The following is a 24,011-nucleotide window of genomic DNA, read 5'->3' on the forward strand; positions in this document are numbered from 1 at the left end:
TGGCGGTCATTATACTTGGCCTGGCCGCCGGGTACAGTCTCGCGCAGCATAGTCTGTTTGTGTTATAACGGCCGGCTTTACTTTCCATGCAATAGCTAAATTCCATGACATTGAATCATCAGATCAGCGGACAAGGGCAGCCTTTAGTATTACTACACGGCTTGTTTGGCAGCCTGGAAAACCTCGGCGGCGTTCGCCGGGAGTTGGAAGGTCAATACCAAATCATTGCCGTCGACCTGCCTGACCATGGGCGCTCCGGTCACACCACAACCTTTAGTTATCTGGACTATAGTCAGCAAGTATTGCAGTTATTAGATAGTCTGGCTGTGAAAAAAGCCGCAGTACTGGGGCACTCAATGGGCGGAAAAGTTGCCATGTGTTTGGCCCAGCATCATCCTGAGCGCGTCAGCCAGTTGATTGTCGCGGATATTGCTCCGGTCGCCTACCCTGACAGGCATGGCAGTATCTTTGCTGGACTGAACCAGGTAGATTTGCCCGCCTTGCAGGACAGGCGCCAGGCAGACAGACAAATGGCTGAGCATATTAAAGAGCCTGGCGTCAGACAGTTTTTGCTGAAAAGCCTGGCTCAGGAGCATGGCCAATGGCAATGGCGCTTTAACCTTGCCCTATTGCAGCGGGACTACAGCAAAATTACCGACTGGCCTTTTAGCGAATTATGCTACCCAGGCCCGACACTTTTTATTAAAGGCGGTCAATCGGACTATCTCCAGGCGGCGTATAAGGATACAATCGCCGCGCAGTTTCCACGTAGCCAAGGACGCATTATCGCTGATGCCGGACATTGGTTGCATGCAGAAAAGCCCGCCGCTTTTTGTAAGATTGTTCGCGATTTCATTCGCGTAGATGAGACTCATTAGCATATAGAGCGGCATTGTGCTATAGTCCGCGCCGTTTTCATGAGGTATCAGAGCCATGTTGAGCCAGTATTATGAGCAAATTGAAGCCATTGTCCTCAACCTGACCTTAGTGGCCCTGTTTCTACTGATGGGCTTTGCAGTACATGATGTGCTGAAAAAGAACAATGTACCCATAGTAGGTCGGGCAGTGGTTTATCTGGTGCTGTTTCTGGGCGCCGCCGGCTTCCTGGCAAAGGGGCTGATTCAAGTTTTTTGGCAATCATCCGGCGTGGGCGGCTAACCACGTCAAACAGAGGTATCAAGACATATGGCAAGTGTTGGACTATTTTTCGGTAGCGACACAGGCAACACCGAACATGTTGCCAAGATGATTCAAAAAGAGTTGGGCAAGAACTTAATCGACGTCCACGATATCGCCAAAAGCAGCAAAGAGGATATTGCTAACTTTGATCTGCTGATGTTCGGTATCCCGACCTGGTATTACGGTGAAGCTCAATGTGATTGGGATGATTTCTTCCCTGAACTGGAAGAGATTGATTTCACCGACAAGTTGGTAGCCATTTTTGGCTGTGGTGATCAGGAAGACTATGCCGAGTATTTCCTGGATGCCATGGGCATGATCCGCGATATCGTTGAAGCCCGTGGTGCCATTATAATTGGTCACTGGCCCACCGACAGCTACCATTTCGAAGCCAGTAAAGGCATGGCAGATGACAACCATTTTGTTGGCCTGGGCATTGACGAAGACCGTCAGCCAGAATTGACCGAACAGCGGGTAAAAGCCTGGTGTAAGCAAATTCACGAAGAAATGTGCCTGGCTGAACTGGAATAAGCCAAATCTATTCAAGAAGGAGCCTATGGCTCCTTTTTTTTCGCCATAAATCTGTAACATAGTCCGACTAAGCTGCGCATCCCAAGGCATCCAAGCCCCAGTGAAGGGGCCGTTTTATGGCTTGCAAGATGATGAATAAGGCGCAATCTTTTCCCACATTCAGGCCGATATCGGCCAGTGTAGTCCCCATTGAATCTGCCAAAGTGCGTCAAAAGCGCGTGGTCGAAACCCTCTACCACCAATGCTGGAATGAACTGTGCGGCCGGTTGCGCCGTTTATATGGTGACGGGCCACCCGACCCTCAGGATATAGCCCAGGATGCTTTTACCAAATTGTCGCAAATGGACAACCTTAGCCATGTGCACAACCCCAAGGCTTTCCTGTACAAAGTGGCCTTTAATATCGGTCACAAATCTATTGGCCATATTGTAAAGACCCGCGAATTTCTTGCCGAACAGTTAGAAGACGACGAAATTCTGAGCAACGAAGTCTGTCCAGAACATCAGCTTTCGCAAACGCAACAACTTGATGCCCTGCAGCGCGCGATGGCGGGATTAACTGACAAACAGCAGGAAATTCTGCTGCGCTGTCGCATCAAAGGCCAAACCTACGCACAGATTGCCGAGCAAACGGGTTGGAGTCTGGCGGATATCAGTCGCCAGTTGACCAGTGCCCTGGCCCATCTGGCAGCCAGCCAGCCACAGGAATAAGCCAATGACAGTACAGGATAATCAGGTTGCCATTGAGGCTCAGGCCCGCGCCTGGCTGGTTAAACTCATGGAAGATACGCCAACGGCGCAATTAAAAGCCGAGTTCAGCCAATGGATAACACAATCAGAAAAACATCGTCAGGCATTTGTCCGCAGTGAAAAACTTTGGCGCCAGTTGGGTCTGCTGGACAACCTGGCAGAGCTAACCGATATGTTACCCGCACAACCTAAGCGGGCTGTACCAGGCATAGGTATGTCAAGCTGGTTAGGCATAGCTGCAGCGGCATTGCTGATGGTAGCAGGCTGGAACTGGCAGCATCACAACTTGCCCGCAGATACTATTGCGCTTCAGCACTTTACCACCCCAGCTCACACCAATACCGAAGTTTTGTTGGCTGACGGCAGCCGTTTGGTGGCAGCCGGGCAAGCCAAATTCAGCTACAAATTTGAAAATAATCAACGCCGTTTGGCGATGCAATCTGGCACATTGTATTTCGATATTGCCCATGACACCGCACACCCCTTTGTGATCAGCAGCGCAGGTTCGCGCATCACAGTGGTGGGTACCGCATTTGAAATCAGTTTAGGCGACAGACAACTGCGTCTGTCAGTCCATGAAGGGCGTGTTCAACTCGCCGCTCTGAATACGGATCAGCCAGAGCAAGGCCTGATGCTCAGCGCCGGCCAACAGCAACTGGCTGATACCGATGGCAACCTGATGGGTGAAGTCCGTGAGTTTGACAGTGGTCAGTCTCTTACCTGGCTGCAAGGCCGGCTCAGTTATGACGGCACACCGCTGAGTGAGGTCATGCAGGAGCTGAATCGCTACCGAACCACCCCCATTGAAATAGATGATAGTCAGTTAGCAGCATTACAAATCACGACATCCTGTCGCATTGATCAGATCGATCAAATGCTGGAAGGGTTATTGCTGGCCCATGACTTAACACTAGTAGCAGAGTCAGGGCGGACAGTAATCCAGCAGACTGAGTAGTTATTGGCCAGTTATATGAAGTTTCCATGACATTTTCATTTTGGCTGGAAAATTTTCGCCAGTCCGGACTCCTTGGAATGACATCAGACGTCACACAAACTAATTATTGGAGTATCCGCACATGAAAGCCTTTCCGGCGCCCGTTAAACATTCTCTTTGCCACCTGGCTGTAGTCTCAGCCCTGACTTTTGGTTGTGCATCAGTCGGCTACGCCCAAAGCCAAACTACGACGCTCACCGGCCAGCCTTTGGGACAGGCCTTAAACAGCTTATCTCAACAACTGGGCTTAGTGATCATTGCCCCTACCCGCCTGGTTAGAGATAAGACCGCGGCTGCGGCCGACAACCAGCTTCCGCCGCTGGACCAGGTTCGCCAGATGTTGCAAGGCAGTGGCTTACAGGTGCAGCAAGACCATAACGGTACCCTGGTCATCAAAGCCGGTCAAAGCAGTGCCGACACTCACACTGAACGACAGGTATCCACCGCTAAAAGCATGGATGAAATCGTAGTGACCGCCATGAAGCGCGAAAGTACCTTGCAGGATGTGCCTGTGGCGCTATCAGTACTGGGGCAGCAAGCTATTCGCGACAAAGGCATCAGCGACTTTACCGATCTGGTGGACAGCCTGGCTGGCGTTTCCATCAACTCGGCCTTTGGTGGCCCGGAAAACAGCTTTATCACCATACGCGGTATCGGTGGCGCCGATGACTATAAACCCAACGGCAACCCATCCGTCGCCTTGCATGTGGACGGCATTTACCAGACCTCTAATGCTTACCTGAGCATGCCATTGTTTGACCTGGAACGTATCGAAGTAGTGAAAGGCCCACAAGGTACCTTGTATGGTCGCAACACCACGGCCGGTGCCATCAACGCTATCACCCGAGGCGCCACCGATGAGCTGGAAGGCTATGCGGAACTGGAGTACGGTTCCTACGACCATATTTCTGGTACCTTTGCGGTAGGCGGCCCCCTGTCCGATAAACTGGGTGCCCGCGTCGCGGTTACTATGCGTCAGGGCGGCGGCTTTATGGACGGCGAAGGGGCAGGCAGTTTTGCCGGTTATGTACCTGAAGGTTTTGAGGGGATTATCCCTCCTGTCAGCGATCCGGGTAAGCGAGACGGTTTTGGTGATGCTGATCTGTTTGCCATGCGTGGAACGGTACAGTATGCCTTCAGTCCGGTAACAGAACTGACTCTGCGCTATTTTATGAGCGCCAACAATGGCGATACTCGTCAGTATGATCGTGTCGCCCTGGCTGACGACAAGCCAGCCCTAAACGCCGGTGAAGACAGCGATCCTTATCGTTTCTACGCATCTGAGTATTACTCCCATCAAATCGATGTAAACGGCTTTAACGGCGAGTTCTCCCACCAGCTTCCTAATCAAATGAACCTGGATGTGTTAGCCGGTTATCAAAGTAGCGAGCGCAAGGTATCAGGTAATGGTGACGGTACACCTTTCCCTCGTTTTCGCTATGACTTTGACGAAGAGCTGGAGCAAAGCTCATTGGAAGTGCGCCTGTCAGACCCAAGTGGCGGTGAAATCGATTGGATGGTTGGGGCTTTCTTGGTCAGCGACAGCGTAGATTTTGTCAGCGACTGGACCAGCTATGCGGTAATGTCACAGTACAGCTCTCCTTACAGCCAGCGTCGCAATAGCTCCGCCCTGTTTGGTAATGTCGACTGGTACCTGACCGACGATCTGAGCATTAATGCCGGTCTGCGTTACACCACCGACCAGGTCAAATTCCGTGGTAGCAACATAGACCACGATCCCTGGGGTGTGTCAGTGTTTGAAGATTACTTTAAGTCTCCATCCAACTTTTCCTGGGACAAAGAATTTACCGACAACAATCTGTCGGGCAAAGTGTCTGCCACTTACTTTGTGTCTGATCGCCTGAACGTCTTTGCCTCTGTGGGCACTGCCTATCGTGGTGGCGGTTTTGACGGCACTTCCATCTTCAGCCTGGAAGAAACAGAGCCTTTTGATTCAGAAGAAGTTCTGGCCTATGAGGCTGGCTTGCGCTACGTGCACGAAGAAGGCTTGAATCTGAGCGTGGATCTGTTCTCTTATGAGTTTGAAGAACTGCAAGCCACCGCCCGTCTGGCCAACGACACAAACGGACGTACCAACGTAGGTAAGGCCGAAGTCAAAGGGGCCGAAGCCGCGCTGTCGCTGCCGGTATGGCAAGGTGATAATCAGTCATTCAACCTGGACGCAGCCGTCACCTATTTAGACTCAGAGATCACCGAGTTTCATTCCAACCGGGTCAATGACGTGCAAAACACCCTGGGCGATCCGCTGCCAGGCTCGCCGCGCTGGAGTGGTAACGCCGCCCTGGAATACCTGCATTTACTGGCTGACTCACAGGTGCGCGCCCGCCTGGAGTACAGCTACCATGACGAAGAGTCAAACCGTCTGAATGCCGGTGAAGGTAATCTGACTCCTTCCTACTCCTTGCTTGGACTGCGCCTGGAGCTGGCCATGAATAATGGCATGACCTTATATGCCTATGGTCGCAATATTCTGGATAAGGAATACTTCTTGGAGCTGAATGCTGGCGCCAGACTGGTGGGTGCCCCTGCCACTTTTGGTGCCGGGATAAACTACAGTTTCTAATCCTCTCGATACATCAAGGGCCCAAACGGGCCCTTTTTTACAGTGTAAAACGCGCCACAGCCTGACTTAACTGTTGCATCAACTCACCTACCTCAGCGATGGCTTCGCTGGAATGGCGGGTGGATTGCCCACTTTGTTCGGTCAGCTCAACCAGGCGTTGCAAACTGTCAGTGACCGTATTGAGTAATTCGTCCTGACTTTCGGTATCCGTGACAATATCGCTGTTCACTTGCGTCAGTGCCTCGATGATTTGCCTGATAGCTCCAATCTCCTGGTTGACCTGCTCAATCAAACCTACGCTGTCCTGGGCCTGTACCTGGCCTGTTTCGATAGCTGTTACGGCTTGCCCTGCATCAGATTGCAGACTCAAGATCATCTGCTCAATTTCCTCGGTGGACTGATGGGTACGATTGGCCAGGGTTCTGACCTCATCGGCCACCACGGCAAACCCTCTGCCTTGCTCACCCGCTCTGGCGGCTTCAATGGCAGCATTTAAAGCTAGCAAATTGGTTTGTGCTGCGATGGTTTTAATCACATCCAAAATACCGCCAATACTGCGGCTGTTATTATCCAGGCGGTCAATGATCTGACCGGACTCTACCGCCTGCTCGGCCTGAGCCTGAATTTGACGGCGTGATGCACTCACCAACTCACTGGCCTTCGCTGCCTGCTCTAAAACCTGGCTAAGCTGAGCTCTGTTATTCTGAATCTGTACCAGATTACTTTTACTTGTGGCTCTGACCTGCTCGGTATGCTCTGCAGTTTGTTTGATTCTGAAGGTTTGCTGCTCTACCTGCTCTAGCGTCTTCTGTGACAGTGCTTCACTGCTGCGGGTGGCTTTTTCAAGCAAGCTTTCCTGACGGGTAATACGTTCAACCACCTGATGCAAACTGGCACTTAGCTGGTTCACATCACTTGCCAGCGCGGCAAATTCATCCTCCCCAGAAGCATCGGCTTTGTGGGTCAGATCGCCCTGACTAATAATGCTTAAACTGGCACGAATTTTCTCCATGGGACGGGAAATACTGCGGGCAGCCATCGTGCCGATGATGATGACCAAAACCAGGGCCAAAGCCAGAATCACCAGGGTCTTAACAATATTGTTCTGCACCACATCCAATATGGCATTTTGCCCATCAAGGGTATCGCCATTCACCTTGGCAAATAAGCTCGCCAGATGCTGCCTGGCATTCTGTAAGCCCTGCTCGGCCTCTGCCATTTGTTGTTCGGCCTGGACAATAAACTGAATACGCTGGCGCTGCTGTTCAACCAGCCCCCCCGGCCCGTTAAACTGGCGAACAAAAAGCTGATATTGGTCATTAAATGCCGCCATCAGACCATCGGTATCCAGGCCTTCGGCCAGCCTGTTGATATAGTCAACATTGTTGGCCAAATCACCCAAGGTCAACACCAGGTTTTCTTCAATGTTAACGCTCAGTTCGGCATCGGTGGCCACCAGGTACTCTTTTGACGCATTGAGTAAGGTGATAATGATGTTATCTATCCGTGCCCCCGCTCCCACCACAGATGCCAGGCGCCCTTCTTCGGCCCCATCCATTTCAGCCATATCCAACAGGTTAGCCCCGGCATCTCCGCCGCTATACTGCAATTCTTTATAGAAGCTCTCAATGTTCTGTCTGGCTTGCAGGGCCTGGCGACGTGACGCATACATACCATCTGAGGCGCGTAAATAGCGGGATGAGGCTTCTACTGCCTGGCGTAAACTGTGTTTTTCATCCTCAGCCAGCGACAAGGCGTCCAACTGCGTTAGCAGCTCACCAAACTGCGCGGATAAACGACTGAACTCATCATAGTTAGCCTCAAGACCTGGCAACTGATTCAGAAAGTAGCCCTGCAAGGATACCTTGTCCAAGCTTAGGATCTGGGTTTGCGCTGCCAGCATACGTGCTTGTACCGGCATTTTCTCCTTCGCCACCAGTTGAGCCGAATCACGGATACTGGACAATCCCCAGTAGGACAAAATACTGGTACAAAGCAACAACACGCCAAACAGCACAAAGCCGGTAACAATTTTACCAACAACGGTTATTCGCATGGATAACTACCTGATTATGCGAGGGTTCATCCCCTCTTTAATTATTTTATATAGTCCATGGATAGGTAAATGACGACCCTATTCACAAAGAACGCCCAGCGTTTTCTGCTCACACCTGGTCTGACCAGGATGTTAACACCCAGTTAACACCTTGCCAATAGTTGATGACGCGCTTGATCTCCGAAGAACAAAAGACATACTGCTGTCGTCGAGCAGTTGCACAATTGCCATGGAATGGCTTTTCATCTTGCCCGACTTCCCTATAATGAGACCACCTATAACAATGTGGGCACTTGTTGCATGGATCAGAACCAAGAGTTGAAAAAAGCTGGCCTGAAGGTCACCTTACCCCGTATCAAAATCCTAGAGATACTGCAGGATCCCAAAAACCAGCACATCAGTGCTGAAGACGTGTACAAGATTCTCTTGGACCAAGGTGAGGAAATTGGCCTGGCGACGGTTTACCGGGTGCTAAACCAATTTGATGACGCCGGCTTACTGGATCGTCACCATTTCGAAGGCGGTAAGTCCGTGTTCGAAATTGGCCATAAGAAACACCACGATCACTTGGTTTGTCTCAGATGTGGCAAAGTGGTTGAGTTTGAAGATGAAATTATTGAGCAGCGACAAGCCGAAGTTGCCAAAAAGAACAACATCAGATTAACCCACCACAGCTTGTACCTGTACGGTTACTGTGAACCGACTTGCGCAGACAGCGAGTAGTTTCAGCATGAATAAAAAAAGCTGCCTAGGCAGCTTTTTTATTTTTCACTCAGGTAAAATCAGTATTCATATTTATGGGCAGTGAACAACTGTTGCACTTGTTCCCATACCGGGCCTGGCTGTCCACCACCAACTGCTTGGCCGTTCAGGCTCACAATGGGCGCCACTTCTTTACTGGAACTGGTCAACCATAATTCGTCGGCATTTTGCACCTCAGCCAAGCTGATGGCGCGTTCTTCCACGGTAAAACCACCATCCTGACGCAAAATAGCCAGCAGAATATGGCGGGTAATACCTGGCAGAATCTGATGATCAAGCACAGGTGTCGCTATCACCTTGTCCTTCACCACAAACACGTTACAGGCGGCAGCCTCGGTAAGCTGCTGCTGTTCGTTAAACAGCAACACTTCATCAGCGCCACGCTGTTGTCCCTGATGGTAGTGCATAATATTGCCCAGCAACGCCGTGGATTTAATATGGCAACGGCGCCAACGCTGATCTTGCTCGGTAACCGCACGGAAGGTACGAACCTGTTTGGGATCTGAGCTTGGGGCCTGGCCAATATCAAAGGCAAAACCAAATACTGTTGGTGTCGCGTCTTCAGGGTAAGCATGGTTGCGCTTGGGCTGCATGCCCCGGCTTACATGTAGATAAACACCCAGATTGCCTTTACCGTTGGCTTCAAGCAATTGCTCCACAATCTCTTGCCACTGCGCCAGGGTCAGCGGCACCTTGATACCTAATTCGCTCAAACCATCCTGCATACGCTGTATATGCAGCGCAAACCCAACAGGTTGCGCGTCAAAACAGGGGATCACTTCATAGATACCGTCTCCAAACAGAAATCCTCTGTCCAGCGGAGAAATGCTGGCCTGCTCCATGGGCATAAACTGCCCGTTTAAATATACAATGCTCATTAAGGCTCCATCTGCATATTAAGCTGGCGAATCATATCTGAAATTTAGCTCGCGACCTATCTACAGTCATTCCAATTTGTTACAACAACCTGACAGAAAGGTATGACTAAGCATAGCTGCGATTCGCCCAGTGACATGACCCGCTAACAGTGCAGCTCGAGGGCTGCGCATTAAGCTATAGGTAGAGTGGTTAAATCAGCAGATATAGCGATGGGTTAGGGTTAGGGAACATCGCCAAATGCCAGTACGCAGGCGAGAATTCAAGGCCGGGACAGGAGGTCCGATAAGGTACGCCCCTGCTTGCCAAAATTCTGGAAGCCGTGACAAAGAAACAACTCCGCGGTGGCCAGTGCATCTTCCAGCGCATTGTGAGCGGGATGTCCGTCCAAACCATAGCGCTGACGACATTTATCCAGAGTCAGTCCTTCGAACTGAGGCTCCTTGCCCCGGCGCATCAGCAAACGTTGCTCCAATCGAAATGTATCCACTATGCGTGGGGTTTCAAAAGGTAATCCGCAATCCTCAAAAGCCTTACGCAAAAACGCCAAGTCCAAACCGGCATGATGCAATAGCCACAAATTATCACTGTCCTGGGCCGTCGCATCCAATAGCTGGCCCAGTGCTTCTTTAAGTGAAATGCCACTGTTTAACTGTTTACGAGTCAGGCCATGAATCACCGGGCTCTGTCCCAGATCCCCAGGGTCCTTAATCAACAACTCCACACCTTGTTGCTGGTAAATGCTCGGCGGTTTAACCGGTACCCAGCCAATGGACAGGATCTCTCCTTGATGCGGATCCAGGCTCGACAGCTCAAGATCTAAAGCCAGATAACGGTATTCCCGCCAATCGGCCAACTTAGGTTTAGCAGAGAACCAGTGTTTAATATGTCTGGCCAGGTTACTCAAAATGCCCCCCGGGAGTACTTCAATGCCAGCCCTTCCTGCGCGTCTTTAATGAGCCTGAAAGCACTTTTTAATTGCCGGCGGGCCAAGGAGTCCAACGCATCGGGGGCAATAAAGTTATCCGGTTCAGCCTGACCTAACTGATGCTGCAAACGCAATTGCACTAAAAACCGCCAGGCCGCTAAAAGATCCAGACAATCCTTGCGGTTCATTGCCTTGCTTTCACCGAGTGTGGCTAAGCGTTCCGGCGTACTGCACTGACGAACACCGGCGTTAAGCGCATGAATACGCACAATGTCATTGATGATCGCAATGGCGCTTTTTTTGATATCCAGCACCTCTCGATGCTTACCTATCTGACGAGTGCGAAAACGATTAAACAGGCCAATGGGAACTGCCAAATCGGCAGCGTTCGCTGCCAGATTAGCCAAAAAAATCTGATTCTGCGCATACTTGGCAATCTGCTTGTCAAATTGTTCGAACAGCCACTTGTCGCCGTACAACATACGCCGGTCAAAAAAGATATTACTGTGCAACAAGGCCTTTTGATCGGGTTCCTGAGTCCAGCCCCGAAACTTCTCCACCCAGGCCGATAAGGGCTGACGTAATTCTGGATTGCTGGCCATGATATTGCCTTTACACAAGGTTAATCCGCAGCGGGCCAGCCCCTGACAGACAAACTCAGCCAACTCGGCAAACCAGGCCATGCTCTGCTCATCGGCAGCATCATCCAGCAACAAGCCATTGTCCTGATCTGAACTCATGGATTGGTCACGCCGGGCTTGTGAGCCAAAGGTTAGCCATACAAAGGCACAAGGCGCCGGGCCGTGCTCACGCAGATATAAACGAATCAACTGGATGTTAAACGCATCGGTGAAGGTGGCCAACATATCCCCCACCAAACGTACATCCACCACCCGGTTAGCAAACTGGTTGAGGTGCTCCGGCACCTGCTCTGCTATGGCTTCGAGTTGCTCAACACTCTCAGCCTTACGAATACGATTAATCAAAAACAGTGGTTCACTGCGCTGCTGACGCATCAAGTCGGTGGCCGTAATCACGCCCACTGGCTGATTGTTATTCACCACCGCAACATGGTGTACGTTGTGGCTGGTCATCAGTTGCATAGCGTCAAATAAGGGCGCTTCGCTATCAATACTGATCACCGGCGAGGTCATAAATTGCCTGACAGGTAATTCAAAAGACTCCCTGGCAGCCACCACCCGGCTGCGAATGTCCCGATCGGTGACAATACCGACTAATTCTTCCTGTTCACAGATCAGCAAACAAGACACTTTCTGTTCGGTCATCAACACCGCCGCATCCGCCATACTTTGATGACCGTCTAAGCGAATCAAAGGCCGTTCAATAATGTCGGCAATAGGCAACTGGGTCCAATCGGTACTGATATCACTGCGCGTTTCGGTTAACAACCTGTCCCCCAGTGCGCGGGCAAAGTAATCAACAAACTCCTGGCTGTGCTGACAAAGATAATCAAAATGCACTTGCCCCAGCGAAAACAAAAAACCCTCTTCCAACACCTTAACGGTATTGGTGATTGCTCGTTTGGTCATCAGTGACGGATAACCAAATATATCACCGGGTTCAAGTCGCTCGATTAACTGGCGATTACTGCCAATTAAATCGAAGGTCCCCTGCTTAATCAGATACAACTGCGGCTTATCCCGGGGAACCACTTCCAGCACATTGTCCTGACACAAATAATGCAGAGTCAGATGGCGTTGACAATATTGCAGCAAGGTATCCGACAAGCGGTCAAAGGGTGCACAGCGATGTAAAAATGCCAGGGTGGAATCATTCATAGTCTACTCACTACAAAGCAGTGCAAGCAGTGGGTCGTCGGATGCCAGTTTTACCCAGTCCCGGCTGACGCCCTGTCTTGCATCGGGAGCCGACAATTTGTCGGAAAAAGGAGCCATCGCTTGGGCCTGACAACTGAGCACCTGAGTCACCCGTTTAGCGGCCATACGACGCTCAAACAAGTAAAGGTCTATCATCAGCCAATCGGCATGCATGTTATTGGTGGCAACGTTTTTGGTATCTACTGCCATAAAACGTACTGTTTGCGGCCACACAAAGCTCCACGGACGATACCAGGCCTGTTCATCGACGCTACGCACAACTTTTACCCCTTGAGGTAGCAAACTTGCCTGATGCGAAAACCAGTTATATTCGGCTTGTACCTGAAAGCCCAGCATGCCCAGTCCGGCAAAGACCGGAATCAGCCATTTAGGTGATTTGTTCTTACTCAGTTTGCCAATTATCAGCGCGATACCAGCAGCACCGATACCAGCCACCAGGGTTGCAACAAACTCCCACAACATAGGTACTTCCTTCTCTGAACGTCTTTAATCATGAAAGCGGGCTGTCACCAGCCCGCCCAACTACTTTATGTCGAATATCCGTTTCGAAGAAGCATTAGTGGTCAACAGCCGTGCCTGCACCTCTGGGGTAGCGAACACTCTCAACCAGCTCCTGGATACCTTCTGGCGGCTCTTCAGTAACCATAGACACCGCAAAGGCAACCGCAAAGTTAATGACCGCGCCAACCGCACCAAAGGACAAGGGCGAAATACCCATAATCCAGTTGTCCGGTGTATTGGCAAACGAGTTAGTGCCGGGGATAAAGAACCAACCTAGATACATAAAGATATACACTAGGGTAGAAATCAGTCCCGCCAGCATGCCACAGATCACACCTTTGTTATTTACGCGTTTGGAGAAGATACCCATCATCAGTGCAGGGAAGATGGACGCTGCGGCGATACCGAAGGCCAATGCCACCACCTGCGCGGCAAAACCAGGCGGATTCATCCCCAGATAGGTCGCCACCACAATGGCCACCGCCATGGAAATACGTGCCGCCAGCAATTCATTCTTCTCACTGATGGCCGGATTTATCGAACCTTTAATCAGGTCATGACTCACCGCCGAGGAAATGGCCAGTAGCAACCCGGCCGCTGTCGACAACGCCGCCGCCAGACCACCAGCTGCAATCAACCCTATAACCCAACCAGGCAGGTTAGCAATCTCGGGATTTGCCAGTACCAGGATGTCATTGTTCACTGTCAGTTCGTTACCTTTCCAGCCACGTGCCTCAGCCGTTGCTTCAAAGGCTGGAGACTCTTTATACATCTGGATACGACCATCACCGTTTTTGTCTTCAAACTTGATCAAACCGGTTTGTTCCCAAGTTTGAATCCAGTTTGGACGATGCTCATAATCAATAGACTCGGCTGTTGGGCCTGCCGGATAGATAGTGGTCAACAGGTTCAGACGCGCCATAGAGGCAACCGCTGGAGCAGTCAGGTACAACAAGGCGATAAACACCAATGCCCAGCCAGCAGACCAGCGCGCATCTGCCACCTTAGGTACGGTGAAGAAACGAATGATTACGTGCGGCAGACCAGCTGTACCAATCATCAGTGACAGAGTAAACAGCACCATATTCAGCTTATTGGACACATCGGCCGTATAGTCGGTAAAGCCAAGATCGCGCACCACCAGATCCAATTTGGCCAGCAGTGGCATGCCAGACTCGGTATGCTCAGAGAACAAACCCAGCGCCGGAATCGGATTGCCGGTTAATTGCAAAGAAATAAACACCGCTGGAATAGTGTAGGCAATGATCAGTACCACGTACTGCGCCACCTGAGTGTATGTAATACCTTTCATACCACCCAACACGGCGTACAAGAACACCACCACAGCCGCAATCATCAAACCTGTGCTGCTATCCACTTCCAAGAAGCGGCTGAAGGCCACACCAGCACCTGTCATCTGACCGATAACATAGGTAACCGAGGCAATGATTAAGCAAGCTACCGCCACCAAACGGGCACTGGAGCTATAAAAGCGATCACCGATAAAATCCGGTACAGTAAATTTGCCGAATTTCCTCAAGTAAGGCGCTAACAGCATGGCAAGCAATACATAACCGCCCGTCCATCCCATCAGGAAGGTAGAGTTAGCATAGCCACCGGCGGCAATAAGACCGGCCATAGAAATAAAGGAAGCCGCTGACATCCAGTCAGCGGCCGTTGCCATACCATTTAACACCGGGTGAACACCGCCACCGGCCACATAGAAATCTCGCGTTGATCCGGCCCTGGCCCAAATGGCAATGCCAATATAGAGGGCAAAGGACGCACCAACAAAGATCAGGTTAATTGCAAACTGACTCATTTGCCCTACTCCTCGTGAACGCCGAATTTGTTATCAAGCTGATTCATTCTCCAGGCATAGAAAAAAATCAACGCAATGAAAGTCAGGATTGACCCTTGCTGGGCAAACCAGAAACCGAGATCCGTGCCACCGACGCTAATACCTGACAGCATAGGGCGCAGCAAAATTCCGAATCCATAGGACGCCAGTGCCCATACAACCAGGCAGCCGGCGATCAAACGTAAGTTGGCCTGCCAATAGGCTGCAGCCATCTCTTTATCTCCCGCCATTTGTTTACTCCTATCGTTCTTGTTGTAAAACTATTGTTAATTTAGCAGTGTCAACTGACCCTGGTAGCCCGACTTTAGTCGAACCCTTTGTGTGCCAGCTATTCAGCCCCTCGTCTCATCTGCGTGCAGTTAACGAATGATATTGGCCGCGATCCCGCGCCAGACGGGCGCACGGTTAGGATTGCAGGGCAAGATAAAGCTCAGCGGGTTAAGCAAAGAGAAGGTAAACGCCCTGTTAAAATATCTTGATTGTACTAAGACCATGGTCGTAGCCCATATTCTATGCAGTGTTTGGGCAATCGACCTTGGTCGAATAAGCCGGAAAAAAAACGCCGGTCCGTGCTAGAGTAGGCGCAAGGAAATGGACGACGATGTAACCTGCCCATGACAATTTTTTGGATCCTCGCTGCACTGGCCTACGTTGGGCTGCTGTTCTGGCTGGCTCAAAAAGGTGACAAGTCCGGCTCCAAAGCCAATAGCCTGGCACGCCAGCCTGTTATCTACAGCCTGGCGTTGGGGATCTATTGCACGTCATGGACTTATTACGGTGCGGTGGGACAGGCCGCCAAGTCTCAATGGCAGTACTTGCCCATCTTACTCGGCCCCATTTTGCTGTTTCTGTTCGGTTACCCCATGCTGCAAAAAATGCTGCTGGTAAGTAAAAAACAGAATATCACTTCGGTATCCGACTTTATTTCTTCCAGGTACGGCAAAAAACGCAGTATTGCCGTCTTAGTCACCCTATTGATGACACTGGCCACCATTCCTTATATTGCGCTGCAGCTTAAAGCGGTAGATGCCAGTTTCAGTGTGTTCGCCGGTTTGGGGGAACAATCAGGGGGTGATTATAAAGCTCTCGCCGCCACCCTGATTATGGCCGTGTTTGCGGTGATATTCGGTACCCGGCATTCAGATATTACTCAGTATCGTTCGGGTTTGATGCTTGCCATTGGTGCCGAATCATTGGTCAAGCTATTCGGTTTGTTATGCGCTGCCCTATTTGCCTTTAGTTTGCTCACCGGCCCGGAAGTCTCTACTCAGGCCATAACACGCCAAATGACAGACTGGCAGCATTGGCAAGGCTCAGCCTTTGACTTCATTGTACAAGCGGTGATGGCCGCTGCCGCGATTTTCTGTTTGCCCCGTCAGTTCCACGTCATGGTGGTAGACAACCATAAGATGTCGCATATGGCCATGGCGCGCTGGCTGTTCCCGTTATATCTGTTACTAACCGCCGTTGCCATTATACCGGTAGCGCTAGCTGGCAACCTGTTGTTTGCCGGCAGCGGCGTGGATCAGGATACCTTCCTGATGCAGTTGCCCCTGGCACAAGATCAGCATTTACTTAGCCTGCTGATTTTTCTCGGCGGCATTTCGGCTGCTACGGCCATGATAGTGGTATCCAGTCTGGCATTGTCCACCATGCTGACTAACGATGTAATTGTGCCGCTGTTACTGCGCAATCAACCCCAGCGGTGGCTGAAAGACAAAACCTACAAGCAAAAGCTGCTGAATATTCGCCGCCTGGTGATATTCCTTATTCTGCTATTGGCCTATGTCTATTTCAGTAGTTGGGCCGATAAAAGTGCCCTCTCCAGCATGGGCCTGCTGGCATTTTCCCTGGTGGTGCAATTAATGCCCGCTATTTTAGGCGGCTTGTATTGGCGCCAGGGCCATGCCAGTGGCGTACTGGCCGGCTTAGCGCTGGGGATCGGTTGCTGGGTGTTATTTGTTATGTTTCCGCTGGCCGAACAGCACGGCGACAACAGCGTCAGTATTATCACTCAGGGGGTAGTCATCAGTTGGCTGGCAAATCTGGCCGGCTATCTGTTGTTCTCCTTAAGTGCCGGTCACAGCTTGCTGGAACGTATGCAAGCCAGTGCTTTTGTTACCCCCAATGCCCTGACACCCGCGACCCGCAGGGTCACGGCGCAAAGTAAAATCCGGGTAGCGGATTTGCAGGAACTGCTCAATACTTTTATTGGACAAAACAGAACGGCACAACTGATGGAACGCTACGCCAGGGAGCATCAGGAGACCCTTGACGGGGGCAGTCTGCCCAGTGACGACTTTATTCAGTTCTGTGAACGCTCCTTATCCGGGGTGTTGGGCGGCAGTTCCGCGCGAACCCTGATTAAAGTACTGGTATCCGGGCAACAAATGGATGTGGAAGAGGTCTTTAACTTTTTTGAAGACACCACCGAAGCCCTTAAAACCAATCAAGCCATTCTTTTCTCCAGTATCGAAAACATTAGTCAGGGCATCAGTGTGGTGGACCGCGATCTCAAACTGGTTGCCTGGAATAAAGCCTATCTGGATTTGTTTAGCTACCCCCCCGGCATGGTTGAGATTGGCCAGCCCATTGAAAACCTGGTGCGTTTTAACGCCATCAATGGCGAATGCGGTCCGGGTGATGTAGATGAACTGGTATGCAAACGCATTGACCATATGCAACAAGGCTCACCGCATCGTTTTATTCGTCGCCGTTCCGATGGACGGGTGATTGAGATGAATGGTAACCCATTACCTAATGGCGGCTTTGTTACCAGTTTTAACGATATTACCGAGCACGTTGAAATCCAAAAAGCGCTTGAAGACGCCAATATCGATTTGGAGAAGCGTATTGATCATCGTACCCGCCAGATCCGTGAGATCAATGCTGAGTTAACCCAGGCCAAGCAGGTCGCTGAGCAAGCCAACCAATCCAAAACGCGTTTCCTGGCCCTGGCCAGTCACGACATTCTGCAACCGCTAAATGCAGCGCGTTTATATTTGTCTTCCTTAGATGAAGAGCAGCTTTCCGAACACAACCAACAAATTGTACATAAGCTCAGCACCTCGCTCACCTCCAGTGAGCAGCTCATCTCCACCTTGCTGGAAATTGCCAAGTTGGAACAAGGGGCGCTGACACCAACCTTGTCCCATATCAGCATGATGGACTTAATTCGGCCCTTGGAACAAGAATTCCGCATGCAAGCCGAGCTGAACCAGGTTGCTCTGACGATTCGCGCTTGCCCTATGGTGGTGTACAGCGACCCCACGTACCTGCGGCGCATTCTGCAAAACCTGATCTCCAATGCCATTAAATACAGTCCTAATGGCCGGGTATTGGTAGGCTGTCGCAAACGGGGTCAGAACTTACTGATCCAGGTATGGGACACCGGCTTTGGTATTAATGAAACTGAACAGGCCGATGTTTTCTCTGATTTTTACCGGGCCCACCGAGGAGAAATCAAAGGGGTTGGATTAGGTTTAAGTGTGGTGAAAAAAATGAGCGAGCAGCTTAATCACCCTATTCAGTTGCGCTCTGAGCCAGGCAAAGGCAGCTGTTTTAGTGTCACAGTGCCCATGGGCAACAGCATGATGCTTAAAAACCAAAGCCCGGTGGATAACAACAAGCAACAATTCAACGGCACCATGGCGCTCTGTGTCGATGACAATCCGACCAACCTGGATGCCTTACAAACCCTGCTAGGCAAATGGGGATGCCAGGGTGAATATCTGCAGTCCGTCAATGATGCCCTTGATCATGCACACAGCCATCAGGCCCCAGATGTGCTGATAATCGACTATCAGCTTGATGATGATAAAACCGATGGCTTAGCCTTGATTGAAAAACTTCGCCACCGCTGGCAGAGCCCTTTGCCAGCACTATTGGTCACGGCAGCCAAAGACGAGAGCTTAAAGGTACGGGCGCAGAATATGGGGGTTAGCTTTCTGGCTAAACCCATCAAACCGGCGGCCTTGAAAGCCTGGCTGGAGCATCACAAACACTAGGCAGGAAGCTGTTGCCCCGGCCCTTGATTACGCTTGGCTTCAATTCGTCGCCAAACCTTTTCATGAAAGTAAAACGCCAGGGTGTTAACCGCGGGCTCAACCAACGCCACTAGCCCGCCTACTACGACATCTCCGGTCAGCAAATACGTGATAGTAAAGGCTATACCGAAATGAAGAACGGCAAATGTAACGGTTTTACACATTGGTTGTTTCCATAATCTGATTCAGGGTTTAAGCTTACCCGGCTTTATTAAAAGCAAAAAACAATTAAATAGAAACAAGTTAATCTAATAAAAAGATTAAAACACCTCTCTGTGGATCAAGCACACTTTTGCTGTCTGGCCCATAGAAGCTGTTTTAAGGCGAACTGGTGCAAGGATATTGCGCTATGGCATTTTTCGTCTAAGAAATAATAAGCGGCATTTTTAAATGCCTGAAGATGCACCCTACCGAGAACACACAATGAAAACCATGAATAAAGCCCTACTTGGCTTGGCCGTACAGGCCGCCCTACTCTCTGCGCCACTCATGGCTCAGGAACAATCCAACAAAAAAGAAAACGCCTCGCTTGAGAAGATAGAAGTGACCGCGCAAAAGCGTACTCAAAGCATTCAGGAAGTACCGATTTCTATTGCAGCACTGAGCGGCGAAAAGTTACAGGCGATATTCTCCGCCGGTGACGATGTTCAGGCGCTGGCCAATCGTATTCCAGGTTTGTATGCCGAATCCTCTAATGGCCGCGTAGCACCGCGTTTCTATATCCGTGGTTTGGGTAACTCAGACTTTGATTTGGCCGCCTCCCAGCCGGTGTCTATCATCATGGACGACGTGGTGATGGAAAACGTGATATTAAAAAGCTTCCCACTGTTTGATGTACAAAGAGTGGAAGTGATCCGAGGCCCACAAGGCAGCTTGTTCGGCCGCAATACCACCGCCGGTATTGTAAAATTTGATACGGTCAAGCCTGGCCAAAGCTTTGATGCTTTTGTAAAAGCCGCTGGCGGCACCTACGGCACCCTGAACTTCGAAGGTGCGGTGGGCAATGCCATTAACGATGAATGGTCTTTCCGCTTATCTGGCCTGTCACAAAACCGCGATGACTGGATAGCCAACGACTTCAATGGGGAAGAAGACGCCATGGGCGGCTACCATGAAAATGCCGGGCGTCTGCAATTGCTGTATGAAACCACCGACTTTAGCGCCCTGCTTAACCTGCATACCCGGGACTTGGATGGCACCGCTTCTATTTTCCGCGCTAATGGGGTTAGCACCGGCAGTAACGATTTGAACAGCAGTTATGACCGAGACAGAGTGTCCTACGACAAAGGCGACAACAACTTCCAAAAATACCGTAGCCACGGCGCGTCGTTAAAGCTTGAAAAAGGCTTCGACGGCTTCAGTCTGACGTCGATTACCGCCTATGAAACCGCTGATGGTCGCGGTAAAGCTGACGTAGACGGCGGCGTTGCAGGCGTTGGCCCAGGCTTTATTCCCTTTGATGCCGTGACCGAAGATCAGCTTAACGATCTGAAACAATTTACCCAGGAGCTGCGTATTGCCAGCGAAGATACCCAAGGGTATGACTGGCAGTTCGGGGCCTTTTTCTTTGACTCCTCTTTTGGCGTTACCAGTATTGATGGATTATTCGGCTCCACCACTGTCTATCACGACAACTATACCTGGGCGGTATTTGGGCAGGGTTCGTATGATCTCTCAGACAAGCTCAGCCTGACTGGTGGCCTGCGCTACACCTACGATGAGAAAGACTTTAGTGTAGGTGCCCAGAACGTCGGCGGCGCTTGTTTGTTCCTGGATTTTAACGGCGATGGCATTACTGAATGTCAGATTCAGAACTACGAAGACCTCAATGTAGATGACGGTCAGCTAAGCTGGGAGCTGGCATTAAATTACAATCTCAGCAACAGCACCAGTCTGTTCAGCAGGCTTGCCAGTGGCTTCAGGGCACAAACTATTCAGGGCCGTAACGTCGCCTTTGAAGGTGCGCCCACCATTGCTGACGCTGAGACCATCACCTCCTTTGAAGTAGGTATGAAGTCCGATTTGCTGGACAACACCCTGCGTTTAAATGTGGCGCTGTTCTACTATGAAATTGATGATATCCAAATTTCTGCAATAGGTGGTGAGGCTCAAGGCAACAGTTTGCTGAACGCCGACAGCGGCGTAGGTAAAGGCTTTGAGATTGATCTGGAGTATCTGGCCACCGACAATCTGACTCTGACTGCCGGTTATGGCTACAGCGATACCGAATTACAGGATGATACACAAACTGTGGCTCCCTGCGGCTCTGGTCAATGCACGGTGCTGGACCCCATGGTGAATGGCCAAGCGCTGATTGACGGCAACCCTTTCCCACAATCGCCCAAGCAAATCATTAACTTTACCGCGCGTTATGCCGTACCTATGGGCAACGACGGTGAATTCTTTGTCTTCACCGACTGGGCATTCCAAGGGGAAACCAATCTGTTCCTTTATGACGCCGTGGAGTTCCGTACCAAAGACAACTTCGAAGGCGGCTTGCGTATTGGCTATGAGAACTTTAGTCATGATTTCACAGTCGCCCTGTTCGGACGCAATATTACCGATGAAGATAATATCAAGGGCGCGGTAGACTTTAACAACAACACGGTGTTTGTGAATGAACCGCGTATTGTCGGCGTGGAATTTAAGATGAATTTCTACTGATAGGCCGCAGCCGACTTTAATCCCCTAAAGCCACTCCGTCCGCGAAGTGGCTTTTTTATCTAAAAGATTAAATCGGACGATATCTTTCTTCTTTAAGCCTCTCCAAATGTAGCGCTAGCATTCTCAGATGTCTTGGATTATCAGGGATATGCTAGGGCTAAAACGAAATAACCACCGAAGCGGCACTGCGGGTAGCTTCCCCCCGATAAACCGCTTCGATATTATTCCCATCCGGATCCAAAACGAAAGCTGCGTAATAGCCAGGATGATAAGCCCGTTCTCCCGGGGCACCATTGTCTCTGCCGCCATGTGCGAGTGCCGCCTGGTAAAAGTTATCAACCATGGCGCGATCTCTGGCTTGAAATGCTAAGTGATGACGGCCAGTTAGCGCTGCTTCAATATCCATACTCGTCACAAACAATTCATCAGCCAAAAAATATCCATCACCAGAAGCGGTGATAGGTACCTCAAGTGAGGCCAATATAGCGTTATAAAAATGATGACTGGCTGAAAAATCTCGCACCACCAACTGGACGTGATCAATCAAACGACCTCGATGTACTTCTTGTGATGCCATGACGTTACCTTTTTGTTCTAATAGTTAGCCTTGCTTATGGCAGTCGAAGCAACACATAGGCTGCCCGTGGAGGCTGGCAATTGAGCAATTTGTTATCCATGCCCAGCTATAGACAAAAAACTTTTTCTACCCATTCGTCCTTCTCAAACGGACCATGAATTGATTTAAAGCAACCACGACTTTCTTCAATGTTACGGCCTAAGTCGGTTGCAACCCAATCAACGGTACAGACAACTTTATCAGTATCCAGAATGACACCTTTTACAACGCCAAGATGGAGAATTTTTATGCCAGTTTGACCACGACCTTTCATACGCTTAATGGCGATTCGGTCACCCGATTTAATTTCTGAAGCGTTTTTGTACTGTGCTGGCTGCTCACCTTCCTCCCATCCGAGCATCCATATTCCTTGTTCAATAAATTTTTTATCTTGATGCTCCGTTCCACCCCAGGACGCGCCTACTACCCAATAATGATTCATTTACTACTCCGTGCTTGATGATTGAAACACATGACGTCTCAACCTAAGGGATCCTCTCATAAAATAAAGTAGATTCAATAAGATAGACACTCATGGTGCTAAATTTCTTGTCTGTCAGGCGGTTAAATTGCCGGCGCCAGTTGTAAATCTGCTGGGCAGAAATACCTAATTCGGTTGCAACGCTAGCGTTGGAGTTACCAGGCTGCTCAGCTCTTCGAACTGTTTCACGCCGAAACTCTTCTGAATAGGCTTGTCGTTTTTTACGTGTCATACATCACCTCTTATCTCACTATAAGAGATGTCCACTTCTTTTGGGTAAGTCCTATGTATAACGCCCAATTAAGGTGTGAACCACGCTACCACACAACTCAATATGAGCATCGTAGTCACTGAACCTGCCCCAAACCAAGAATGCCAAGCGTGGTGAATCACTCTTAAATTGTTTACTAGGCGGCTTGGACCCAATTACGCCTGATATCAGACATCAATCTTTCCCGACACGTTAATTTTCGGGTTCTTAAAGCCCATACTGAACCAAGCCATCAAGAGCTTGGCGTAAAACATGACGCTGTGCGTTTTCAGATTGGGAATGTCAAAAGGCAGGCTCGAGCGATCGGGCAGATCGCCAGTCATTGTTCGTAATACGATCTTTGGTTGCTCTTGTTCGGGCCAGAGATGGAGATACACGCTCAGCCAATGCGCCCCCTTCAACTCCATGAAGATTGGCGTATTACAGCACGTCGCCACGAATCGGCGCGTGCCCGCATCGGCCGACAGTCGAAACTCATTTAGATACTCCGCGCCGGAGAGGATTCGGACACGGTCTTTACGATACTCTGCGCATGGCGTTGCGCTGTATGCAGTGAGAATGCTCTTTGCACCGGGAAGCGCAGCAAGCCGGTCAGCCGCAAGCCGGCAACTGGTGCATAAGCATTCCGACACGAGGATTGGCTCCCCCAGTAATTCCAGGCGTGTTTGCCCGCAAGCACAGCCAATATTTGTCGCGTTTTTCATGGCAATATTTCCGTCCTTTTACAGCCTAACCTTAACGGCATTACTGAGTGCAGCAGCTGTTCCCAAGATGGGCGGCCTAACGCAAAGTACACGAGAGGAGAAACGCGTTAGCGTTTAACGTCCCAGCAGCCGCAGGCAGCGAGTGATACGCCTTGCTATGTGTGCATTGTTGGTTGCATTCACTGTAGAAGAAACAACACATATAAACTTACTGGAATCCCCCCTAATAGCCAACCTACTACGGCAAAAGTGATACCCAAGTAATTTACATTTCCACCTGAAAAATGAGAGATTAGCCTAACACTTAAACTCGATGAAAACAGAAAACCTAACATAACTAAGACTAAGG

The 24,011-nt window shown here is 50.3% G+C and carries 21 protein-coding genes; 9 read left to right on the top strand and 12 right to left on the bottom strand.

The features are described 5' to 3' along the window. Positions 1-104 precede the first annotated feature (104 nt). The 6 genes from IEX02_RS12445 to IEX02_RS12470 all read left to right on the top strand — a co-directional run bounded on the left by IEX02_RS12445 (position 105) and on the right by IEX02_RS12470 (position 6,037). Positions 105-878 carry an alpha/beta fold hydrolase gene (locus IEX02_RS12445; RefSeq protein ID WP_188695463.1) on the top strand — a complete coding sequence of 258 codons (774 nt, stop codon included), beginning with the start codon at positions 105-107 and terminating at the stop codon, positions 876-878. A 55-nt stretch (positions 879-933) separates the two neighbouring features. Beyond that, positions 934-1,158 (top strand): DUF2788 domain-containing protein, encoded by a 225-nt coding sequence (locus IEX02_RS12450; RefSeq protein WP_188695466.1) that lies wholly within the window; start codon positions 934-936, stop codon positions 1,156-1,158. 27 nt (positions 1,159-1,185) lie between these two features. Beyond that, on the top strand, positions 1,186-1,710 hold the full coding sequence (fldA, locus tag IEX02_RS12455; protein ID WP_188695469.1) for a flavodoxin FldA: 525 nt from the start codon (positions 1,186-1,188) through the stop codon (positions 1,708-1,710). Positions 1,711-1,838: 128 nt separating this feature from the next. Further along, a complete protein-coding gene (locus IEX02_RS12460; RefSeq protein ID WP_188695471.1) occupies positions 1,839-2,420 on the top strand; it encodes an RNA polymerase sigma factor in 582 nt (193 codons plus the stop codon). Between the two features lie 4 nt (positions 2,421-2,424). Further along, entirely contained in the window at positions 2,425-3,414 is a 990-nt protein-coding gene (locus tag IEX02_RS12465) for a FecR family protein (RefSeq protein ID WP_188695474.1), read from the top strand. 121 nt (positions 3,415-3,535) lie between these two features. Then, positions 3,536-6,037, top strand: coding sequence for a TonB-dependent receptor (locus IEX02_RS12470; protein ID WP_188695477.1), 2,502 nt, complete (start codon positions 3,536-3,538; stop codon positions 6,035-6,037). 37 nt (positions 6,038-6,074) lie between these two features. Here the strand turns inward: IEX02_RS12470 and IEX02_RS12475 are convergent, their stop codons facing one another. Continuing rightward, entirely contained in the window at positions 6,075-8,093 is a 2,019-nt protein-coding gene (locus IEX02_RS12475; RefSeq protein ID WP_188695480.1) for a methyl-accepting chemotaxis protein, read from the bottom strand. A gap of 300 nt (positions 8,094-8,393) precedes the next feature. Between IEX02_RS12475 and fur the strand changes: the two genes are divergently transcribed. Next, a complete protein-coding gene (gene fur, locus IEX02_RS12480; protein WP_188695483.1) occupies positions 8,394-8,816 on the top strand; it encodes a ferric iron uptake transcriptional regulator in 423 nt (140 codons plus the stop codon). A gap of 59 nt (positions 8,817-8,875) precedes the next feature. Here the strand turns inward: fur and IEX02_RS12485 are convergent, their stop codons facing one another. The 6 genes from IEX02_RS12485 to IEX02_RS12510 all read right to left on the bottom strand — a co-directional run bounded on the left by IEX02_RS12485 (position 8,876) and on the right by IEX02_RS12510 (position 15,110). Next, positions 8,876-9,733, bottom strand: a complete 858-nt coding sequence (locus IEX02_RS12485; RefSeq protein ID WP_188695486.1) for an aminotransferase class IV — start codon at positions 9,731-9,733, stop codon at positions 8,876-8,878. A 260-nt stretch (positions 9,734-9,993) separates the two neighbouring features. After that, positions 9,994-10,638 carry a 3'-5' exonuclease gene (locus IEX02_RS12490; protein WP_188695488.1) on the bottom strand — a complete coding sequence of 215 codons (645 nt, stop codon included), beginning with the start codon at positions 10,636-10,638 and terminating at the stop codon, positions 9,994-9,996. Beyond that, positions 10,635-12,458, bottom strand: coding sequence for a putative nucleotidyltransferase substrate binding domain-containing protein (locus IEX02_RS12495; RefSeq protein ID WP_188695490.1), 1,824 nt, complete (start codon positions 12,456-12,458; stop codon positions 10,635-10,637). Before IEX02_RS12495 ends, IEX02_RS12490 begins: the two co-directional genes overlap by 4 nt. A 3-nt stretch (positions 12,459-12,461) precedes the next feature. After that, positions 12,462-12,980, bottom strand: a complete 519-nt coding sequence (locus IEX02_RS12500) for a hypothetical protein (RefSeq protein ID WP_188695493.1) — start codon at positions 12,978-12,980, stop codon at positions 12,462-12,464. Between the two features lie 94 nt (positions 12,981-13,074). Then, positions 13,075-14,841 carry a sodium:solute symporter family protein gene (locus tag IEX02_RS12505; RefSeq protein WP_188695496.1) on the bottom strand — a complete coding sequence of 589 codons (1,767 nt, stop codon included), beginning with the start codon at positions 14,839-14,841 and terminating at the stop codon, positions 13,075-13,077. 5 nt (positions 14,842-14,846) lie between these two features. Then, positions 14,847-15,110 carry a DUF4212 domain-containing protein gene (locus IEX02_RS12510; RefSeq protein WP_188695499.1) on the bottom strand — a complete coding sequence of 88 codons (264 nt, stop codon included), beginning with the start codon at positions 15,108-15,110 and terminating at the stop codon, positions 14,847-14,849. 384 nt (positions 15,111-15,494) lie between these two features. Between IEX02_RS12510 and IEX02_RS12515 the strand changes: the two genes are divergently transcribed. Continuing rightward, positions 15,495-18,887 (top strand): hybrid sensor histidine kinase/response regulator, encoded by a 3,393-nt coding sequence (locus IEX02_RS12515; protein WP_188695502.1) that lies wholly within the window; start codon positions 15,495-15,497, stop codon positions 18,885-18,887. Here IEX02_RS12515 and IEX02_RS12520 read toward each other — a convergent pair. Next, positions 18,884-19,090 (bottom strand): DUF2061 domain-containing protein, encoded by a 207-nt coding sequence (locus tag IEX02_RS12520; protein ID WP_188695504.1) that lies wholly within the window; start codon positions 19,088-19,090, stop codon positions 18,884-18,886. The two genes, IEX02_RS12515 and IEX02_RS12520, sit on opposite strands and share 4 nt — an antisense overlap. Before the next feature lie 259 nt (positions 19,091-19,349). Here IEX02_RS12520 and IEX02_RS12525 point away from each other — a divergent pair, with 259 nt between their 5' ends. Continuing rightward, positions 19,350-21,590 (top strand): TonB-dependent receptor, encoded by a 2,241-nt coding sequence (locus tag IEX02_RS12525; protein WP_188695507.1) that lies wholly within the window; start codon positions 19,350-19,352, stop codon positions 21,588-21,590. 157 nt (positions 21,591-21,747) lie between these two features. On the opposite strand, the gene IEX02_RS12530 is transcribed toward IEX02_RS12525, so the two are convergent. The 4 genes from IEX02_RS12530 to IEX02_RS12545 form a co-directional block, all read right to left on the bottom strand. Then, positions 21,748-22,167, bottom strand: coding sequence for a VOC family protein (locus IEX02_RS12530; RefSeq protein ID WP_188695510.1), 420 nt, complete (start codon positions 22,165-22,167; stop codon positions 21,748-21,750). A 106-nt stretch (positions 22,168-22,273) separates the two neighbouring features. Continuing rightward, on the bottom strand, positions 22,274-22,648 hold the full coding sequence (locus tag IEX02_RS12535) for a hypothetical protein (protein WP_188695513.1): 375 nt from the start codon (positions 22,646-22,648) through the stop codon (positions 22,274-22,276). A gap of 43 nt (positions 22,649-22,691) precedes the next feature. After that, entirely contained in the window at positions 22,692-22,919 is a 228-nt protein-coding gene (locus IEX02_RS12540) for a transposase (RefSeq protein WP_188695516.1), read from the bottom strand. Positions 22,920-23,125: 206 nt separating this feature from the next. After that, the gene (locus IEX02_RS12545; protein WP_188695519.1) at positions 23,126-23,662 is read right to left on the bottom strand and encodes a GFA family protein; all 537 of its coding nucleotides are present in this window, start codon (positions 23,660-23,662) and stop codon (positions 23,126-23,128) included. Positions 23,663-24,011: the final 349 nt, after the last annotated feature.

This window comes from Bowmanella pacifica, from assembly GCF_014645355.1.
Classification (GTDB): domain Bacteria; phylum Pseudomonadota; class Gammaproteobacteria; order Enterobacterales; family Alteromonadaceae; genus Bowmanella; species Bowmanella pacifica.

Bases quoted from the DNA above. Each gene is read 5' to 3' on its own strand.
- IEX02_RS12545 (WP_188695519.1), bottom strand. From the start codon at position 23,662: ATGAAAAACGCGACAAATATTGGCTGTGCTTGCGGGCAAACACGCCTG.
- fur (WP_188695483.1), top strand. From the start codon at position 8,394: ATGGATCAGAACCAAGAGTTGAAAAAAGCTGGCCTGAAGGTCACCTTA.
- IEX02_RS12515 (WP_188695502.1), top strand. From the start codon at position 15,495: ATGACAATTTTTTGGATCCTCGCTGCACTGGCCTACGTTGGGCTGCTG.
- IEX02_RS12520 (WP_188695504.1), bottom strand. From the start codon at position 19,090: ATGTGTAAAACCGTTACATTTGCCGTTCTTCATTTCGGTATAGCCTTT.
- IEX02_RS12525 (WP_188695507.1), top strand. From the start codon at position 19,350: ATGAAAACCATGAATAAAGCCCTACTTGGCTTGGCCGTACAGGCCGCC.
- IEX02_RS12460 (WP_188695471.1), top strand. From the start codon at position 1,839: ATGATGAATAAGGCGCAATCTTTTCCCACATTCAGGCCGATATCGGCC.
- IEX02_RS12495 (WP_188695490.1), bottom strand. From the start codon at position 12,458: ATGAATGATTCCACCCTGGCATTTTTACATCGCTGTGCACCCTTTGAC.
- IEX02_RS12535 (WP_188695513.1), bottom strand. From the start codon at position 22,648: ATGAATCATTATTGGGTAGTAGGCGCGTCCTGGGGTGGAACGGAGCAT.
- IEX02_RS12500 (WP_188695493.1), bottom strand. From the start codon at position 12,980: ATGTTGTGGGAGTTTGTTGCAACCCTGGTGGCTGGTATCGGTGCTGCT.
- IEX02_RS12465 (WP_188695474.1), top strand. From the start codon at position 2,425: ATGACAGTACAGGATAATCAGGTTGCCATTGAGGCTCAGGCCCGCGCC.
- IEX02_RS12505 (WP_188695496.1), bottom strand. From the start codon at position 14,841: ATGAGTCAGTTTGCAATTAACCTGATCTTTGTTGGTGCGTCCTTTGCC.
- IEX02_RS12540 (WP_188695516.1), bottom strand. From the start codon at position 22,919: ATGACACGTAAAAAACGACAAGCCTATTCAGAAGAGTTTCGGCGTGAA.
- IEX02_RS12445 (WP_188695463.1), top strand. From the start codon at position 105: ATGACATTGAATCATCAGATCAGCGGACAAGGGCAGCCTTTAGTATTA.
- IEX02_RS12510 (WP_188695499.1), bottom strand. From the start codon at position 15,110: ATGGCGGGAGATAAAGAGATGGCTGCAGCCTATTGGCAGGCCAACTTA.
- IEX02_RS12450 (WP_188695466.1), top strand. From the start codon at position 934: ATGTTGAGCCAGTATTATGAGCAAATTGAAGCCATTGTCCTCAACCTG.
- IEX02_RS12470 (WP_188695477.1), top strand. From the start codon at position 3,536: ATGAAAGCCTTTCCGGCGCCCGTTAAACATTCTCTTTGCCACCTGGCT.
- fldA (WP_188695469.1), top strand. From the start codon at position 1,186: ATGGCAAGTGTTGGACTATTTTTCGGTAGCGACACAGGCAACACCGAA.
- IEX02_RS12475 (WP_188695480.1), bottom strand. From the start codon at position 8,093: ATGCGAATAACCGTTGTTGGTAAAATTGTTACCGGCTTTGTGCTGTTT.
- IEX02_RS12485 (WP_188695486.1), bottom strand. From the start codon at position 9,733: ATGAGCATTGTATATTTAAACGGGCAGTTTATGCCCATGGAGCAGGCC.
- IEX02_RS12530 (WP_188695510.1), bottom strand. From the start codon at position 22,167: ATGGCATCACAAGAAGTACATCGAGGTCGTTTGATTGATCACGTCCAG.